Genomic DNA, 17,360 nt, shown 5'->3' with positions numbered 1-17,360 from the left:
TATGGACAATAAAAGAATGAGCATGATCTCTCGTCTGATTCAAAAAGAGCTGGGAGAGCTTTTCCTCCTTGAGACTAAAAAAACTCCGGGAATACTGATCACCGTAAGCGAAGTACGCGTAACGCCGGACCTTAGCCAGGCAAGAGTGTTCCTCAGTATCTTTCCGGATAATAAGGCCGACGAGCTGATAAAAGCAATTCAACAGAATTCAGCGACAATCCGATACGACTTTGGGAAGCGAGTACATACACAGCTGCGAATCATTCCGGAGCTTATCTTCCTCAAAGATGATAGTGAAAAGATCATAAGTAGAATAGATGAGCTGTTGAAGCAATGATCTTTAATAAGTGGAAGACAATCCTGTTCATTGCATGGAGATACTTCCATGCTCCGAAATCCACACACGCTGTAAACATTATCGCAACCATTGCCACATCTTCCATTGCCGTGGTCGGTATTGCGATGGTTATTCTCTTTTCCGTCTTTAACGGCTTTGAGAGTTTCACGAAAGGGCTGTACAAAAATTTCACTCCCGACCTGATCGTAGAGCAGAAAGAGGGTAAGCCTTTTTCTTTAAGCACTGTCGCCGAACTGCTGGATAACGATCCGGAGATTGAGAAATACGCTTTCGGGCTGAAAGGTCAAGCCATGCTTGTGTTTGAAGAGAATACCATTCCGGTCATTCTTTATGGTATAGACGATCATTTTTCTCAAGTCATTCCGCTTCATCAAAGCCTCTTCGATGGAGAGTTTCTGCTGGAAAAAGATTCTCTTCCACAGCTCATAACGGGAGTAGGGATAGCTTCCAAGCTCGGCGTCAATGCCGGTATGGATCTGCCGGTACAGATTATCGTGCCTCGGCGGATAGGCTCTCTCTCCATGGTAAGACCGGACAGAAACTTCAGGACATCCGATGTCTTCATCTCCGGAGTATTTCGAGTGGATCAGAGTGAAGACGGTACAGTATCTTTTCTTCCCATTGAGCTTCTGCGCTCACTCCTTCAGTACGACTCGGATACCATAAGCGAAATATCTCTGAAACTTGCTCAAGAAAGCACCACAAAACGAACAGCGGAAAGACTATCTCGCTTGCTGGGAAGCAATTTTGTGGTCAAAGACCGGGAACAACAGCACCCCGACATCTTCCGAATCAATAAGATCGAAAAATGGATCTCCTTTTCCATCCTTCTGTTCGTACTCCTGCTCTCTCTGTTTAGCATTGTAAGCACATTAGGGATGCTTATCATCGAGAAGCGTAAAGACACAGAAACGCTCAGAGCATTGGGTGCAGAAAAGTGGATGACCAGAAGTATCGTCATCACGGAAGGGTTTATACTCTCCTTTATGGGAGGTGTTATAGGAATAGCCACAGGTATCTTTCTGGTGGGCTTACAGGCACAGTTCGGTTTTGTAAAGCTTGCCACCTCGAACAGTGGAGCTTTTCTCATAGACTCTTATCCGGTAGAGTTGAGATTCTTGGATATTGTTGTCTCCATTTTCACGATCTTATTGGTAGGTTTCTTGAGCAGCCTCATCGCTTACAAGATATTCGGAAACAAAAAAAGCTGATCGATACCATTCACTTAAATAACTATATATAGGTATTTTGGGGTATAGACAAAGAAAGTATATTTGAACCATGACAGTAAAACTTTCTGAACTTAAAGAAGGAGAATCCGGTAGTATTGTCGATGTCCGTCTGACCGGGCATTTTAGAAAACGTATTCTCGAAATGGGATTTGTTCCGGGGCAGGATGTTCTGGTCGTTCGTAATGCTCCGCTACAAGACCCGATAGAGTACAAGGTAATGAACTATGAGGTCTCTCTTCGTAGAAAAGAGGCTCAACATATCTATGTAAATAAGAGTTTAAGCAAGGAGCACAGCACCAACGCATCGGCTCCTGTCGTTAAGCACGACCCCAATATCCATCCCGATATTTTAGGGAATGGGACAAAAAAAGAGATCCCTGCCGATACAAAAATCTCCGTCGCATTTTTAGGCAATCCGAACTGCGGAAAAACCTCTCTGTTTAATGCTTGTTGCGGAACACACGAACACGTGGGCAACTATTCCGGTGTTACGGTCGATGCCAAGCATGGCAAGTATAAAACAGGCGACATAAACTTCGACATCATAGACCTTCCCGGTACTTACTCTCTCTCCTCATACAGCCCGGAAGAGAAATATATAGAGGACTTCCTTTCGGGAGATAAGCGACCGGATGTTATCGTGAATGTCATCAGTGCCACCAATTTGGAGAGACACCTTTATCTCACAACCCAACTGCTTGAGACGGGTATCCCCATGGTTATCGCTCTGAATATGTTCGATGAGTTTGAAGCCAGTGGCAGCAAGCTCAACATACCCTTGTTGTCCCAGCTGTTAGGGACGCCGGTTGTTCCGACCGTAGCGAGAAAAGGAGAGGGAAAAGAGGAGCTGTTCAACTGTGTTCACATGGTCTATGCCGGCTCTTGCACCCTTCAGCGCAAAGTGCCTATGCCTTACTCTCTGGAGATCGTCAAGCATCGGGACGAGTTAGCCGAGTTTATACGACAGGCAACAGCAGATCAGCCACACCTTTCATGGTGTCATGGTGCCGAAGAGTATATTGCCATAAAACTCTTGGAAGGTGATCCTCTCTACACCGGCAAGGTGGAAAAAGAGATCCCGAAAGGCGGTTTTCTGCTCACCAAAGCAAGATACATCTCTAAAACATACTCCGAAAGCTACTCTCGACACCTCTCGGATGTAATCACCGATACCCGCTACGGATTTATCAATGGTGCGTTAAGAGAGACGCTCGACTCGAAAGTGGATCACCTCAAAGGCAGAGATCAAAAGATAGACTACTGGCTCACGCATCGTATTTGGGGCTTCCCTATCTTCTTACTTTTTATGTACCTGATGTTCCAAACGACATTCACATTGGGAGAATACCCTATGGAATGGATAGAAGCAGGTGTCGCGTGGCTGGGAGAAGCGGTACGAGCCATTCTTCCGGAAGGAGCTCTTCAAGATCTTATCTGCGATGGTATCATCGGAGGAGTAGGGGGCGTCATAGTTTTTCTGCCCAATATCATGATCCTCTATGTCTTTATATCCTTTATGGAAGACACCGGGTATATGGCGCGGGCAGCCTTTATCATGGACAAGCTAATGCACTCCATGGGCATTCATGGGAAGAGTTTCATCCCCCTTATCATGGGCTTCGGATGCAATGTTCCGGCTATCATGGCAACCAGAACGATAGAGAGCAAAAACAGCAGACTCATCACGATGCTGATACTTCCCTTTATGAGTTGCAGCGCAAGGCTTCCGGTCTACATTCTACTCACGGGTGCGTTCTTCAGTGCCTACGCCGGGACTGTGGTTTTCTCCATCTACATTATAGGTATACTGCTTGCACTGCTCACGGCATTCTTCCTCAGAAAATTCTTTATCAAGGAAGAAGATGTGCCTTTCGTTATGGAGCTACCTCCTTATCGCCTTCCCACCACTCAGAGTATTCTGTTGCACATGTGGGATAAAGCTAAGCAGTATCTCACCAAAATGGGTACCACCATTCTGCTTGCATCCATTGTGATATGGTGTTTAAGCTACTTCCCAAGAGGAAACGAAGCAGACATTGCAACGGGTATAGAGCAGATGAAAGCAGAGAACAACACGCTCCAAGATCTCTCTGACGATCAGTTGGCATCCATGTATCAGCAGGAAAACTCTTACATAGGCAAGATGGGAAAAGCTCTCCAACCGATATTCTCACCCATGGATTACGATTGGAAGCTGACCATGGCACTGCTTAGCGGACTGCCTGCCAAGGAAGTTGTGGTAAGTACTATGGGAGTGTTGTACACCGGAGACATGGAAAACGAAGCCGGACTACAGGACAGGCTTTCTCAAGCCACACTTTCCGACGGTTCTCCCGCCTATACTCCGGTGATGATGTTCTCCTTCATGCTGTTTGTTCTGGTCTATTTCCCCTGTATTGCAACGATAGTTGCGATCGGCAGAGAGAGCGGCAGCGCAAAGTGGGCACTCTTTAGCATGATATATTCCTGCTCTTTGGCTTGGTTGGTAGCCTTTACTGCCACACTGGTCGGAAAGCTATTCACATAGTCCTTATTCCTATAACCATGCTTCAAGACATTATAGTATATATCATCATAGGTGTTGTAACGCTCATTCTGCTACGGAATGCGGCGAAGCTTTTCAAGGCTCCGAAAGAGAACGACAAGTGTCCGGGCTGCAATGCTTGCGATATAGGCAAAAAGAGCCATAAAGGGAAAGAGATTGACAAAAAAGCGGAGTAGAGTTTTGATATATCCTAAAGAATACCTACCTTTGCACCGTCTTTCCTGAAAAGGATAGGGTCGCGTAGCTCAACTGAATAGAGCATCTGACTACGGATCAGAAGGTTACAGGTTTGAATCCTGTCGCGATCACAATTTTTTTGTTGACAATGATTATATCGGTCGCGTAGCTCAACTGAATAGAGCATCTGACTACGGATCAGAAGGTTACAGGTTTGAATCCTGTCGCGATCACACAAAGATTATTGCAGAAAGGCTGCCGAAGATCTCTCTTCGGCAGTCTTTTTTTTCGTTTAACCCGTTTGCAAAATGAGCTAAACACTATTATAAACCGGTCTAAAAGTACATAGAATCCGGATTCAAGGCTTGATTTGTAGAAATCAACATTTGATCTGCACAATTCAAAGCCCGGTCTACAGAAATCGAACTTTGAAAAAGAGTTCCGAACACGATAAACGGAAAATATTAAAGTGGTAAGAGGATATTTCGGAAGCGTTAAAAAGAAAAGTCCGACACCATTGCCGGACTCTCTTTGTCTATCTTTGCAGAGGCGGACTACTCGTTTCGCCTCTTCTCATCCTTTTCTATCTGTTCGGTAGGGCAAACAAAGGTCTTTGCCAAAGCAAAGTTTTCAAGAGCCACATGGCAATACCCTGCGGGATTGGCGGTGAGATACTCTTGATGATACTCCTCTGCACTGAAATAGTTCTTCAACGGCATGCACTCCACAACGATACTCTTCGTGTACTTTTTCTGCAGTAGAGCCAGGCTGTCTGCAATAATAACGGCATCCTTCGGATCTGTATAGTAAACTCCCGTACGGTACTGCGTTCCGACATCTCCACCTTGCTTGTTGAGAGAAGTGGGGTTGATGATGCGATAAAAAGCAGACAGCAGGTAGCTCAAAGCTATTTTGGAGGGGTCGTAAATCACTCTTACGGTCTCCACTGCCTCTGTCCGTCCGCTGCACACCTCCTTATAAGTGGGGGTGGCAATAAGGCTGTTGGCATATCCTACCTGTGTAGAGCAAACGCCGGCAATCTTCTTGATATAGTGCTCCACTCCCCAAAAGCAACCTCCTGCGAGGTATATTTCTCTTGTCTGTTCCATCTGTTTATCTGTTTATATTGGTTTGCTGTATCCGGCAGGAGCTTTAGGATTGTAGTGAATATCAAAGCACGCTGCAACGTTTCGTACAAAAGCATGTGCGCTTTTCTCCATGACAATCTCTCCGGTATCTTCATCCACCGAGCAGAGGCCGTCCTCCGCCATCTCTTTTAGAGCATCATACTTGAGAAATGATATGGTATGCAGGCTATCCGTATCTATGCCGAAATCGGAAAGTATCCGAACAGGATTGCAGCGATAGTTGCACATCAGTTCGGTAATGATCTCTTTAATAACCTGCTCTTCTTCGGTAAGGCTGTACCCGGTAACCACGGGAAGCGTATCACGATTCAGGAATGAGTAGTAGGTCGAAATATCTTTACAGTTTTGGGCGTATGAGCCGTAAAGCTGAGAGATGCCTGTAATGCCCAAAGCATAGACCTGTCCGGTGATCTCTTTTGTGCAGTAGCCTTGAAAGTTTCGATGCAGACTCCCCTCTTGAAGAGCCATGGCAAGAGCGTCTGTGGGAAGGACAAAGTGGTCCAGACCAATCTGTACATAACCTCTTTCCAAAGCGACACCCAATGCTTTGGAGTACATCACGGCTTTCTCCTGCGGGGTAGGCAGCCCCACTCTTTCCAATGCTTTCTGTATGGGATGAACCCATGGAACGTGAGCATAAGAAAAGGTTACGACTCTGTCCGGTCTCAGATCCAACACCGCTTCGATGGTTTTACCGAACGACTCTGCCGTCTGCAACGGAAGACCGTATATAAGATCTATGTTGATCTCGATACCATTGGAACGCAGGAGAGAGACAATCTCGTGAAGAGGGAGCTTGCTCTCTGTCCGTTTTACCTGCCGTAAGACTTTGCTGTCTATATCCTGAATACCGATGCTCATCCTCGTAAATCCCATATCTATAAGGCTTTTCCAAGCCTGCTCATCCAGGTATCCGGGATGACATTCGATAGCCACCTCTGCTTCGGGTGCGATGACAAACTTCGATCGTATCGCTTCCAAAATTTTCTTTATATCGTTCAATGGGATAGAGGTCGGCGATCCGCCACCGAAATGGATCTGATAAACCTTTCGGAGAGGGTCTATCTTTTGAGACAACAGCTCCAATTCTTTGAGAAGATAGTCCACATAAAGAGCCACCCCATCCCCCTCTTTCGGCATCACTTGCTTATTACAACCGCAATAGAGACACAAGCTGTTGCAGAACGGAATGTGTATGTAGAAGGAGAGTTTGTCCGTACCATTACTATTGGAAAGCAACAGATCTGTCTCGTACCGCACAGAATCGTACAAAGGAGAGAACAGATTTGCCGGCGGATAGCTGGTATATCGTGGAACAGGAATATTATATTTATTTAGAATTTCTGCTTTCATCGACACGAAGGTACATATTTTTAATATATCTACAGCCTTGAGTATAAAGGAGAAAAAGGAGTATTTATCCCCGAAAAAGAGCAAGAATAAAGCTCCTATACTCATTTTTTGCTACATTTGTAGGGAGAAGAGTAGTGCGGTAGAAGCAGAGCAACAAAGCTTTCGGACTCTTTGCCGGAGTTTTGCTCCGCTGATGTGTCGCAAATTCAATCTCATCAACACCTCTTTTTCACTTTCAACCATGATGGTTAAAAGATAAGAGGAGACAAAACAAATGGATATTTATAACATCTAAATAACAGAAAAACAGAGCTATGAAGAGAAAAATGACGCTAATTTCATTTGCTTGGGTCCTTTTGGCATCCATGAGTTTTGGTGTTTATGCCGCAACAGAGGAGACTGTTGGTACAGTAGAAGAAACTCAGACACCTCCTTCTCAACCGGCGAAGAAGAGACAATACACCATCATCGTGGGTGATACGGATAAAGAGACCACATACTCTCACCGAGAGAGAAGATTGGTTATGGGAAAAGACATTACCGGAAGAAGAGATATGTATCGCGGACATTCCAAGACAGCGCATTTCAGTGGCTTCGGAATAGGCTTCATATCTATGAGTCCTATGGATGACAGCGGTAAGGATATGGCGAGAAATGTGGATATGTCTTCGTCTTTGAAGTACGATCTCTCTTTCTTTGATGTCAAATATTCATTGGGAGCGAATAATCTTAGCTTTGTCAGCGGTTTGGGTATCGAGTTCAACTCCATCCACTTTACCAAGAACCACTTCTTGAACTTTGCCAAAAATCAAGCATTCGTTACCGATGACATCCCGGCAGGCAAGAATATGTCCAATGCGAGATTTCATACGACATACCTGAAAATCCCTGCTCTCATAGAGGTAAACAGCGGTAAGCGACACGGGACATCATCACCGATGTTCTTCAACTTCGGTGTTTTGTTCAAGGTAAAGACAGCTTCTAGCTCGAAAGTTTGGTGGGCAGCATCGGAAGAGAATCACTCTGCATCCAAGCAGATCATAGATAAAGGCTTGGGACTAAGACCTGTACACCTCGACTTTATCGTCCAGGCAGGTATAGGCAACTTCGGTCTTTTTGCAACCTACTCCCCTATCTCTCCTTTCCAAAAAGATTTCGGACCGAATGTTTCGACATTCAGCACAGGTCTGAAGCTCTATTTCTCCCAATGGTAAACCGATCATGCAAAGAGTAGTACTACATCTGCAGCGCTGTCTGTTCAAGCATCCGTGTGTGGTGGTACCACAGTTGGGTGCATTCATAAAAGCCGAAGAGCACTCTTCCACAGGAGGCATGCTCGGACCGGGTAAGGTATCACTCTGCTTCAATGCCGAGTTGAAACACGTCTCGGACGGTATTCTGATACACAGCTATGTCGCTCGGTACGGCATAAGTTACAGAAGAGCAGAACAGATGTTGACGAAAGATGTAGAAGCTCTACTGCATCATCTCGGCAGCCGTACCTATGTGGAGCTGGAGGAGATCGGTCGCATTCGCTTGGGACACAGTTCGGAAGGAGCCACTCCTATATTTGAACCGAATCCGCACCATCCGTTTGCAACAAATCTGTACAGCCTTACCGATATTGCTTCTCTGCCCAAGCTGCTTGTTATGGGAGAAGAGACGAAAGAGGTGGCAGATAACACCTATTATCTGCCTATCAATGTGAAAGCATTGAAGTACTTTACTGCCGCCATGGTGATCTTAACGTTGGGTCTGCTGATGCCGTTCCGCGCTGTGGAGACCGAGATGAAAGAGTACCAAGCCGGTTTTGTGCCTCACTTCCTGACAGAGAAAACAGCTGAAACGACAAAAGCGGAAGAACCCGCAGTACCGGTAGAAGCGGAAGCAGTAACCGAAGAAAAGAGCGTGGAAGCTCCTAAGGAGACTCACGTGGAGAGTAACAGATTTCTTGTGGTAATAGCCACACTCTCCACAGAAAAACAGGTGGAAGAGTTTGTCGGCCACCATAAGCTGAACGACTATCCGGAGTTTGGCATAGACCGCAGAGGCAAATCGTACAGACTCTATCTCGGCAACTTTGCCTCCCAAGAGGAGGCTCTGAACAAGATGAGAGAGCTTCATCGGGAGAAGAGATTCAAAGACGCCTGGATATATAAGACGAAATAACTCTATTGAAGTACAAATAAAAAGCTGTGCCGAAGGGATCCCTTCGGCACAGCTTTTCGTTTATAGTCCCGACCAAACGGGATTGTCCTAAAAGTAATACGAGAAATCCAGTCTTACGGAACGTACTCTCAAAGGATAAGATGCCGAATGAGACTGTAAAGCATCATGAACGGTGTAGGCAAAAACACTCTTGTTCAGAAGGTTTTCCACGACAAAAGAGAGAATATATTTATCATACTTATATCGGGCAATACCACCCAACAAATTTCCATGGGCATAGAAAAAAATTTTCGTGGCCAAGAAAAAAAATTTCCATGGGCATAGAAAAAAATTTTCATGGGCATAGAAAAAAATTTCTATGGGCATAGAAAAAAATTTCCATGGGCATAGAAAAAAATTTCCATGGGCATAGAAAAAAATTTCCATGCGCACAGAAAAATATTTACGTGCGCACAGAAAAAAAATTTACGTGCGCACAAAAAAATATTTACGTGCGCACAGAAAAAAATTTCTGCATATACGAAAAAAAATTTCTGCATATGCAAAAAAAATTTTTTGCATATGCAGAAATTTATCCGCGTGCGCACAGAAAAAAAGTTTCGTGAGCTTGGAAGTATTTTTCCGTACTCACGAAACTTTTCACGCGTTGCGAAAGGAGTGTCAAAACATCCTCTTATTTTTTGATTTTCAATGGCTTATATCAGCTCCTTCGTGCCTTTCCCACGAAAGCCGGGGAGCCTTTCAGGCAGAGTGCTCTGCGCACCTCTCGGAGCGGGAGGGGCTATCTGTTCGGCTTCAACAGCTCCGGGCGTAGCAGACGGGTGCGCTCTTCGGCTTGTCGGAGACGCCACTCGGCGATTTTTGCCTCATGCCCGGAGAGAAGAATGTCGGGCACTTTCCAGCCGTTGTAGTCCGCAGGGCGGGTATAGACCGGTGCGGAGAGGAGCCCGTCCTGAAAGCTGTCCGAGAGCGCGCTCTGCTCGTCGCCTATGACTCCCGGTATGAGCCGAACCACCGCGTCCGCGATGATGGCTGCCGGCATCTCCCCTCCGGTGAGGACATAGTCGCCCACCGAAATCTCTTTCGTGATGAGATGCTCGCGGATCCGGTGGTCTATCCCTTTGTAGTGTCCGCAGAGAATGATGATGTTCTGCAGCAAAGAGAGTTTGTTTGCCAACGGCTGCGAAAAAAGTTCGCCGTCGGGAGAGGTGAAGATCACTTCGTCGTACGCCCGTTGGCTCTTCAAGTGGGAGATGGCACGATCGACAGGCTCGACCTGAATCACCATGCCGGCTTCTCCTCCGAACGGGTAGTCGTCCACCCGTTTCCACCTGTTCGTGGAGTAGTCCCTGAGGTTGTGGAGGTGTATCTCCGCCAGACCTTTGTCCTGTGCGCGCTTGAGGATGGAGGTGTTGACGCATCCGTCTATCATCTCCGGTATCACTGTGATAATATCTATCCGCATGAGAAACAGTTTTTTTCTGTGGGTCGTCTTATTTCATGTTACAGAGATAGGCATCGAAGGTACGCACGCCCGGCTTTCGCTCGCCGCCTATCATCAGAAGCTCGTCTCCCTTGGCAGCCAAAACGGCTCCCGCGGTGGAGAAGATCGCAGAGTCTTTCAAGATGTTCCAGCGATCCTGCCTGTGGTCGTACCGGAGCAGACGCGGCGAGAAGCGGTAGCGGCTCTCCGGCTGCAAGAGGTAAGCGCGGTGCTCTTCCTTCAGCCTCGCCTCCGCCTCGGCATCCCGACGGAATACCGCCTTCTTCAGAAGATAACCGCGAGAGATGGCGTCCTGAAACAGCACGGGATCGACACCGCCGACAGCATAAACCGCCCCGGAAACTTGGTCTTGTGCCACGGCGACACCGATGAAGCTGAGCGGAGAACCGGGCATCGCTTCGGGAGCGTTCAGCTTCTCCCAGCTCTTCGGAGCACTCAGGTTGAGCTTCCATGCCGTCCTGTGAACGTAAGGCTCTTCTCCCGGAATCCGCACATCGCCACCGGGGAAAAAGCCTCCGAAAAGGAACAGATAGCCGTCGATGACAAAGAGATTGGGCTGGAGCCTTGCACCATCGGGCAGAGAAATCACTTTCGTTGTCTCTCCTGATCTCAACGAAAAGGCATAAAGATCCGTCACAAGCTCCCCATCTTTCCATCCGCCCGTGAAATAAAGACTTTTTCCATGCTCCGCCGCCGCACCTTCATACCACCCGAAAGGAAGTGCAAACGGATACTTGGAGAGCCTGATCTCCCCGGTGTCTGTCATCTTGGAGAGCATCATGATCTCACCGGAAGCTCCCCGCTCTCCCACTCCTCCCACAAGCAATAGCATATCTCCCCCGCCGAGAGAGACAGATGCCCCATAAGCAAGAGACTTGGGAAGGAACGAAATGAAAGTTGTCTCCCAACTCTCCCCTTTCCCGGAGAGCGCGTAGAGAGATTTGTAGAAGACTTTCTGTCCGCCGTCTGCCACGGGGATGTCCGGAAAGTTGCACCCGCCACCATATATATATGTATCCCCGACAGCTCCTCCGAACGCTCCGGAAACTCCCTGCAAGAAGCCCGGCTCGGCGTATAACACACTGTCTCTGCTGATCTCTACGGATGAGATGTTCACAACATCGCTATATGACGAAGCCGACCCGCCCTCTCCGCAAGAGAAGAGAGCCAAAGCAAAAGATACGAGCAGCGGTAGGAGTGTCGCCTTTGAGTGTAAGTATTTCATGTCCGAATATCTGAGCGGTAATGCTCCAAGAAGATTTGTTTTTCGAGTGTAAGCCGAAGCCGTTACGAGCTAAGCGCTTCCTTTTCCGATCTTTCTCAGATCGAGTTTCTTTTTCGATGCCTGATTGAAATGGTCGTCTGCATGGTACGAAGAACGCACGAGCGGTCCGCTCTCCACGTGAGTGATGCCGAGACTCTCTCCGAGCTGCTTATAGCGTGCAAACCGGTCGGGATGCACATACTCTTTCACTTCGATGTGCCTCGATGTCGGTTGCAGATACTGCCCGATGGTCAGGGTAGATACTCCGATCGCCGCAATATCTTTCATCAGCTCCACAACCTCTTCTTCTGTCTCTCCCAACCCTACCATGATTCCCGTTTTGGCTATGGCGCCTCTGTCGACAATCTGCTTCAAGACCTTCATACTGCAATCGTAGGTAGCGCGATGTCTGACCTGCGGTGTGAGTCTCCGAACAGTCTCAAGATTATGTCCGATCACGTCCGGTGCTGTCTCTATGACCATATCCACACACGCCTCGTCTCCCTGAAAGTCCGGAATCAACACCTCTATCTTAGTCTCCGGAGAGCGTTTGCGTATCTCGTTGATGCAGCTCGCCCAGTGTCCGGCTCCATAATCCGGCAGATCGTCTCTATCCACGGATGTGATGACTGCGTACTTCAACTTCATCTGCGAAACAGAAGCCGCAAGTCTTAAAGGCTCTACCGGATCGGGCGGAGAATCGGGCTTTCCGCTCTGAGTGGCACAGAAACGACACGCACGAGTACAGACATTGCCACAGATCATAAACGTAGCTGTCCCTCTGCTCCAGCACTCTGCCTGATTCGGGCACTTTCCGCTTGCGCAGATCGTATTGAGCGCTCCCTGAGAAATGGTTCGTCCGGTGTGCGTGTAGCTGTCTATGCTGGCTCTGCTGATTTTGAGCCATTCGGGTTTACGTATATATGTTCTTCCTGTTTTCTTTTCTACCATTTTCGGAATTAAAGAGATCTGTTCAAAAATCTTAGAATACTGTTGTAGAGATGCTTTCTCGTATTCCCTCCGTAGATACTGTGGTTGCGATCCTTATATATCAGCATCTCGAAGTATTTATCCTCCTGCACAAGAGCCTCCACATACTGCATTGTATTTTGGACATGCACGTTGTCATCCGCAGAGCCGTGTACGATAAGAAGATTTCCGGTATGATTCGCTGCTCGCGTCATGACGGAAGTACGGTCATATCCGGAGTTGTTTTCCTGCGGAGTACGCATGAAACGTTCCGTATAGGTCGTATCATACAGACGCCATGATGTAGGAGGAGCTATCGCTATACCTGCCTTGAACACGGGAGAGGTGTGAGACATCGCCATGAGAGTAGTATATCCGCCGAAACTCCAGCCCCAGATAGCCATTCTATCTTCATCTATATACGGGAAGAACTTGGCCGTGGCGGTGGCTCCTTCGCACTGGTCTTGCGACTCAAGGAGACCAAGATTGAGATATGTACACTTTTGGAACTCTGCTCCTCGTCCTCCCGTTCCTCTTCCATCAAGAGAGACCACTACGTAGCCGTTCTCAGGGAGCACGTATTCCCAGTCGAACTTAAATCTGTTCTGCACCTCTTGAGAGCCCGGACCACTGTATTGTGTAAACAGAGCAGGATATTTCTTTCCCGGCTCCATATTCTTAGGTGTGATGATATATCCGTTGAGGGTTACTCCGGAAGCGGTGGTTACTTGGAAGAATCTCTTTTGAGCGAACGAATACTGTGTCATCTCATGTTTAAGCTCCGCATTATCTTCGAGCAGCACCATCTCTTTGGCATCCTTCGTTCTGTTGAGCGAGTATCGTGCAGGAGTTTCCATGTCCGACGAAGTGAGCAGATAATAGCTCATATCTTTGCTGAACACGGCTCTGCTGTTTCCTTTTTCCGGAGAGAGAGTACGGCTCTTTCCGTTCTTCAGATTCGTTGCCACTATTATCCTGTCCATAGGGGTCGGATAAGCCATAGCATAGATTGCTTCTCCCTGATTCGACACACCGTAAAAGGCCGTAACATCTGCATTGTCTCTGCTGATCTTCTTCTGAACAGCACCTTGTTTGGAATAGAGATAGAGCTGATTATAGCCGCTTTTATCATTAACATAAGTAAATCCGTTCGAAGTATATGCGAGCTGTCTTGCCCATTCCGGGTCTATGTATCTCTCGCTCTTTTCTTCAAGGAGCAGCTTCGAGAGTCCGCTCTTCGGATTCACGGTAAAGAGTCGGAAGTGGGTCTGATTCCTGTTGAGCGTAAACACCTGAAGTGCACCGTGAGCATAATCCAAGCGAGGGATATAGTACTCACCGCGAATCGGCAGTTCTATCACCTCCGTTTTTTTGGAACGAATATCGAACGAACGCAAAGAGATCTCTGCGTTTCTCTCTCCCGGCTTAGGATATTTGTAGCGATAATCCTCAGGATAAAGCCTGTTTCCAAAGATCTGCATATTGTAGAGAGGTACTTTCGACTCATCCGTTCGCACAAATATGAGCTGTTCCGAAGAGTCTGCCCACTGCATAAGGTTCGTGGCATAGAGCTCCTCCTCATAGACCCAGTCCGTCGTCCCGTTCAGAATCGCGTTCGGCTTACCATCGGTTGTTACGGCAGACTCGGTATTGTAGTCGAACTTCGCAACATATATATTATTATCCTCCTTCACGAAAGCGCACATCCGTCCATCCGGAGAGAGTGTCGGGATGCGCACCTTTCCTTCGGAAGCAGACAGAGGCTGCACCAGATTCCGCCTCACATCATACCGGAACGCATTAAACTTCCGACTCCTTCTATATATATACTCCGTATCCTTAAACAGCAGGATCTGCAAACCGTTCGGAGCTATCACATAATCGTCAAACGTCTCAAACTCGCACTCTCTTGCCGTTTTCGTATAAAAGAGCGTATCCACCACCTTTCCTGTGGAATAGCTGCACTTCAGCACGGCTCTGTGATCCCGGCTCACCACGGAATAATGCGCTCCATCCTCCATGGGACGAAATCCCGCACCGGCACTCTTAGCCGAGAACGTTCCGTTCGTGATCGAATCTATCGTAAGCTGCTTCCCTCCGTTCTGTCCGTAAGAGAGCTGAATCGCTCCTGCCGCAACCAATGCGAGTACCGCTAACTTTCTTCTCATAACTACTATTTCTCTGATATTATCAATAAAAACCATGCGTCAAATAGACGAAAACAAAGATAGCAATAATGCCCCAATCTCAATGGAATGCACTCCCCACTCCTCCCCCACTTACGGAAGAATACAAAGCCTCTCTCCATCTCCCGAAAGAGACCGTCCTGCCCTCTTCCGTACAAGCCGACAATCAAGACAAAGATTGATAATTACCAATCCGAGAAACGGTAATTACCAATCCGAGAAACGGTAATTACCAAAACAAGAAACAGTAATTACCAATCCACAAAACAGTAATTACCAATCCACAAAACAGTAATTACCAATCTACAAAACAGTAATTACCAATCTACGAAATGATAATTATCAACCTTAAAAATGATAATTACCAATCCGATAATCACAAATCCCCAAATGATAAGGACTAATTTTCAAAAAGAGCCTGAGAGTAGCTATTTACTCTCAGGCTCTGTGTATTGGTACGCTATCGACTAACGTTGCCCTATTCGATCAGGCATCTATATTCGCATAGTCCGCATTCGCCGTAATAAAGTCGCGACGAGGAGCAACATCTTCTCCCATCAACATGGAAAACACAACGTCCGCCTCAACCGCATTGTCTATCGTGATCTGCTTGAGAAGACGGTTGTCCGGGTCCATCGTTGTCTCCCAGAGCTGCTCGGCATCCATCTCTCCAAGACCTTTGTAACGCTGTGTAACGACTTTCGACTCGTTTCCTTCCGCATACTTCTGAATGAACTCCATCCGTTGGCGATCGTCCCAGCAGTACTCCACGACATCTCCCATCTTGCACTGATAAAGCGGTGGTGTGGCAAGGTAAATGCAACCACGCTCCACAAGGACACGCATGTGGCGGAAGAAGAACGTAAGGATAAGCGTGGCAATGTGGCTTCCATCCACATCGGCATCCGTCATGATGATCACCTTGTTGTACCTCAGCTTCGAGATGTTGAGTGCCTTGGGATCTTCTTCCGTGCCGATGGTTACTCCCAACGCAGTGTACATGGCTCGTATCTCATCACTTTCCAAGACACGGTGCGGCATGGCTTTCTCTACGTTCAGAATCTTTCCGCGCAACGGAAGGATGGCTTGAAACATAGAGTCCCGACCTTGCTTTGCAGTACCGCCCGCCGAGTCTCCCTCGACAAGGAACAGCTCACAACGTGCAGGATCTTTGCTTCTACAATCCGACAGTTTGCCCGGAAGTCCTCCTCCGAACATAGGCGTCTTGCGCTGTACCATCTCTCTTGCCTTGCGAGCAGCGATACGTGCCTTTGCCGCCAATACGACCTTGTCCACTATCATCTTCGCTTGCTTGGGGTTCTCTTCCAGGTAGTGTCCCAGAGCTTCCCCCACTGCGGTATCCACTGCACCGGCTACTTCGGAGTTGCCAAGCTTGGTCTTTGTCTGTCCTTCAAACTGAGGCTCCGCAACCTTGATGGATATGACTGCCGTGATACCTTCGCGAAAGTCGTCTCCAGAAACATCTATCTTCTCTTTCTCAAGGATCTTGGACTCCTCCGCATACTTCTTCAGCGTTCTTGTCAAAGCGCGTCTGAAGCCGGCAAGATGCGTTCCACCCTCTATCGTGTTGATGTTGTTCACATAAGAGTAGACATTCTCGTTATAGGAAGTATTATAGGTCATCGCCACCTCCACAGGTATATCCTGCTTCTCGGTAACGATGTGTATGACATCGTCTATGAGAGGCTCTTTGTTGGAGTCGAGGTAGGAAACAAACTCCTTGAGTCCGTTCTCGCTGTAAAAGATCTCTTTCTTAGGATTTCCGTCCTCATCTCTGTGGCGATAGTCTGTAAGGGTCAGCGTAATGCCGGCATTAAGGAAAGCCAACTCACGAAGACGATCGGAAAGTGTCTTATAGCTGTATTCGGTGGTGATGAAGATAGTGTCGTCCGGTTTGAAGTAGATAGTCGTACCGGTCTCTGTACTCTCTCCTATCACCTTCACATCATCGGCAGGAACACCTCGGTGATACTCTTGCATATAAACCTTCCCCTCTCTCTTCACTTCCGCTCTAAGGGTTGTCGATAGCGCATTTACGCAAGAAACCCCCACTCCGTGAAGTCCTCCGGAAACTTTATAAGAGCCTTTGTCGAACTTTCCTCCCGCATGGAGCACCGTCAGTACAACTTCCAAGGCACTCTTTCCCTCTTTCTCGTGCAGATCCACAGGGATACCTCTACCATTGTCATGGACTGAGATGGAGTTGTCTTCGTTGATCTCAACATCTACTTTATCGCAATAGCCTGCCAGTGCTTCGTCTATGGAGTTGTCCACCACCTCGTACACCAAGTGGTGCAAACCTTTCTCTCCAATGTCTCCAATATACATTGCAGGACGCATACGAACGGCTTCGAGCCCTTCGAGAACCTGAATGTTACTTGCGCCATAGTTGGCAGCTTCTTGCCGCATATCTTCAGTCATATATTATTATTCT

At 47.5% G+C, this 17,360-nt stretch carries 14 protein-coding genes and 2 tRNA genes; 9 read left to right on the top strand and 7 right to left on the bottom strand.

Annotation, left to right across the window (positions count from 1 at the left end):
- Position 1 precedes the first annotated feature (1 nt).
- The 6 genes from rbfA (at position 2) to HQ29_RS08290 (ending at position 4,545) form a co-directional block, all read left to right on the top strand.
- Entirely contained in the window at positions 2 to 337 is a 336-nt protein-coding gene (gene rbfA, locus HQ29_RS08310; RefSeq protein WP_036869155.1) for a 30S ribosome-binding factor RbfA, read from the top strand.
- Positions 334 to 1,569, top strand: a complete 1,236-nt coding sequence (locus HQ29_RS08305) for an FtsX-like permease family protein (RefSeq protein WP_036869152.1) — start codon at positions 334 to 336, stop codon at positions 1,567 to 1,569. The genes rbfA and HQ29_RS08305 overlap by 4 nt, the downstream gene beginning before the upstream one ends.
- Before the next feature lie 70 nt (positions 1,570 to 1,639).
- On the top strand, positions 1,640 to 4,117 hold the full coding sequence (feoB, locus tag HQ29_RS08300) for a ferrous iron transport protein B (protein WP_036869150.1): 2,478 nt from the start codon (positions 1,640 to 1,642) through the stop codon (positions 4,115 to 4,117).
- 17 nt (positions 4,118 to 4,134) lie between these two features.
- Positions 4,135 to 4,311: a FeoB-associated Cys-rich membrane protein gene (locus HQ29_RS10325; RefSeq protein ID WP_152566521.1), complete on the top strand. Its 177-nt coding sequence runs from the start codon at positions 4,135 to 4,137 to the stop codon at positions 4,309 to 4,311.
- A 58-nt stretch (positions 4,312 to 4,369) separates the two neighbouring features.
- A tRNA-Arg gene (locus tag HQ29_RS08295) sits at positions 4,370 to 4,443 on the top strand.
- 28 nt (positions 4,444 to 4,471) lie between these two features.
- A tRNA-Arg gene (locus HQ29_RS08290) sits at positions 4,472 to 4,545 on the top strand.
- A gap of 321 nt (positions 4,546 to 4,866) precedes the next feature.
- On the opposite strand, the gene msrA is transcribed toward HQ29_RS08290, so the two are convergent.
- A complete protein-coding gene (msrA, locus tag HQ29_RS08285) occupies positions 4,867 to 5,421 on the bottom strand; it encodes a peptide-methionine (S)-S-oxide reductase MsrA (protein ID WP_052090027.1) in 555 nt (184 codons plus the stop codon).
- 12 nt (positions 5,422 to 5,433) lie between these two features.
- Positions 5,434 to 6,813: an oxygen-independent coproporphyrinogen III oxidase gene (gene hemN, locus HQ29_RS08280; protein ID WP_036869241.1), complete on the bottom strand. Its 1,380-nt coding sequence runs from the start codon at positions 6,811 to 6,813 to the stop codon at positions 5,434 to 5,436.
- A gap of 314 nt (positions 6,814 to 7,127) precedes the next feature.
- Between hemN and HQ29_RS09995 the strand changes: the two genes are divergently transcribed.
- Entirely contained in the window at positions 7,128 to 8,027 is a 900-nt protein-coding gene (locus HQ29_RS09995) for a hypothetical protein (protein WP_052090025.1), read from the top strand.
- 7 nt (positions 8,028 to 8,034) lie between these two features.
- Positions 8,035 to 8,982, top strand: coding sequence for an HU domain-containing protein (locus HQ29_RS08270; protein WP_036869147.1), 948 nt, complete (start codon positions 8,035 to 8,037; stop codon positions 8,980 to 8,982).
- Positions 8,983 to 9,763: 781 nt separating this feature from the next.
- On the opposite strand, the gene trmD is transcribed toward HQ29_RS08270, so the two are convergent.
- The 4 genes from trmD to HQ29_RS08245 form a co-directional block, all read right to left on the bottom strand.
- Positions 9,764 to 10,447, bottom strand: coding sequence for a tRNA (guanosine(37)-N1)-methyltransferase TrmD (gene trmD, locus HQ29_RS08260; RefSeq protein ID WP_036788589.1), 684 nt, complete (start codon positions 10,445 to 10,447; stop codon positions 9,764 to 9,766).
- A 28-nt stretch (positions 10,448 to 10,475) separates the two neighbouring features.
- Entirely contained in the window at positions 10,476 to 11,711 is a 1,236-nt protein-coding gene (locus HQ29_RS08255) for a hypothetical protein (RefSeq protein ID WP_036869144.1), read from the bottom strand.
- Positions 11,712 to 11,780: 69 nt separating this feature from the next.
- Positions 11,781 to 12,701 (bottom strand): lipoyl synthase, encoded by a 921-nt coding sequence (lipA, locus tag HQ29_RS08250; RefSeq protein ID WP_036788583.1) that lies wholly within the window; start codon positions 12,699 to 12,701, stop codon positions 11,781 to 11,783.
- Between the two features lie 8 nt (positions 12,702 to 12,709).
- Positions 12,710 to 14,887: a S9 family peptidase gene (locus tag HQ29_RS08245; protein ID WP_036869143.1), complete on the bottom strand. Its 2,178-nt coding sequence runs from the start codon at positions 14,885 to 14,887 to the stop codon at positions 12,710 to 12,712.
- A gap of 68 nt (positions 14,888 to 14,955) precedes the next feature.
- On the opposite strand from HQ29_RS08245, the gene HQ29_RS10600 reads away from it, so the two are divergent.
- Complete coding sequence (locus tag HQ29_RS10600; protein ID WP_262501427.1) at positions 14,956 to 15,087, top strand: hypothetical protein; 132 nt, start codon at positions 14,956 to 14,958, stop codon at positions 15,085 to 15,087.
- Between the two features lie 304 nt (positions 15,088 to 15,391).
- On the opposite strand, the gene gyrB is transcribed toward HQ29_RS10600, so the two are convergent.
- Positions 15,392 to 17,347, bottom strand: coding sequence for a DNA topoisomerase (ATP-hydrolyzing) subunit B (gene gyrB, locus HQ29_RS08240; protein ID WP_036869141.1), 1,956 nt, complete (start codon positions 17,345 to 17,347; stop codon positions 15,392 to 15,394).
- Between the last annotated feature and the right edge of the window lie 13 nt (positions 17,348 to 17,360).

Source organism: Porphyromonas canoris, assembly GCF_000765975.1.
GTDB lineage: Bacteria > Bacteroidota > Bacteroidia > Bacteroidales > Porphyromonadaceae > Porphyromonas_A > Porphyromonas_A canoris.
This window is presented reverse-complemented; position numbering and strand designations above follow the sequence as displayed.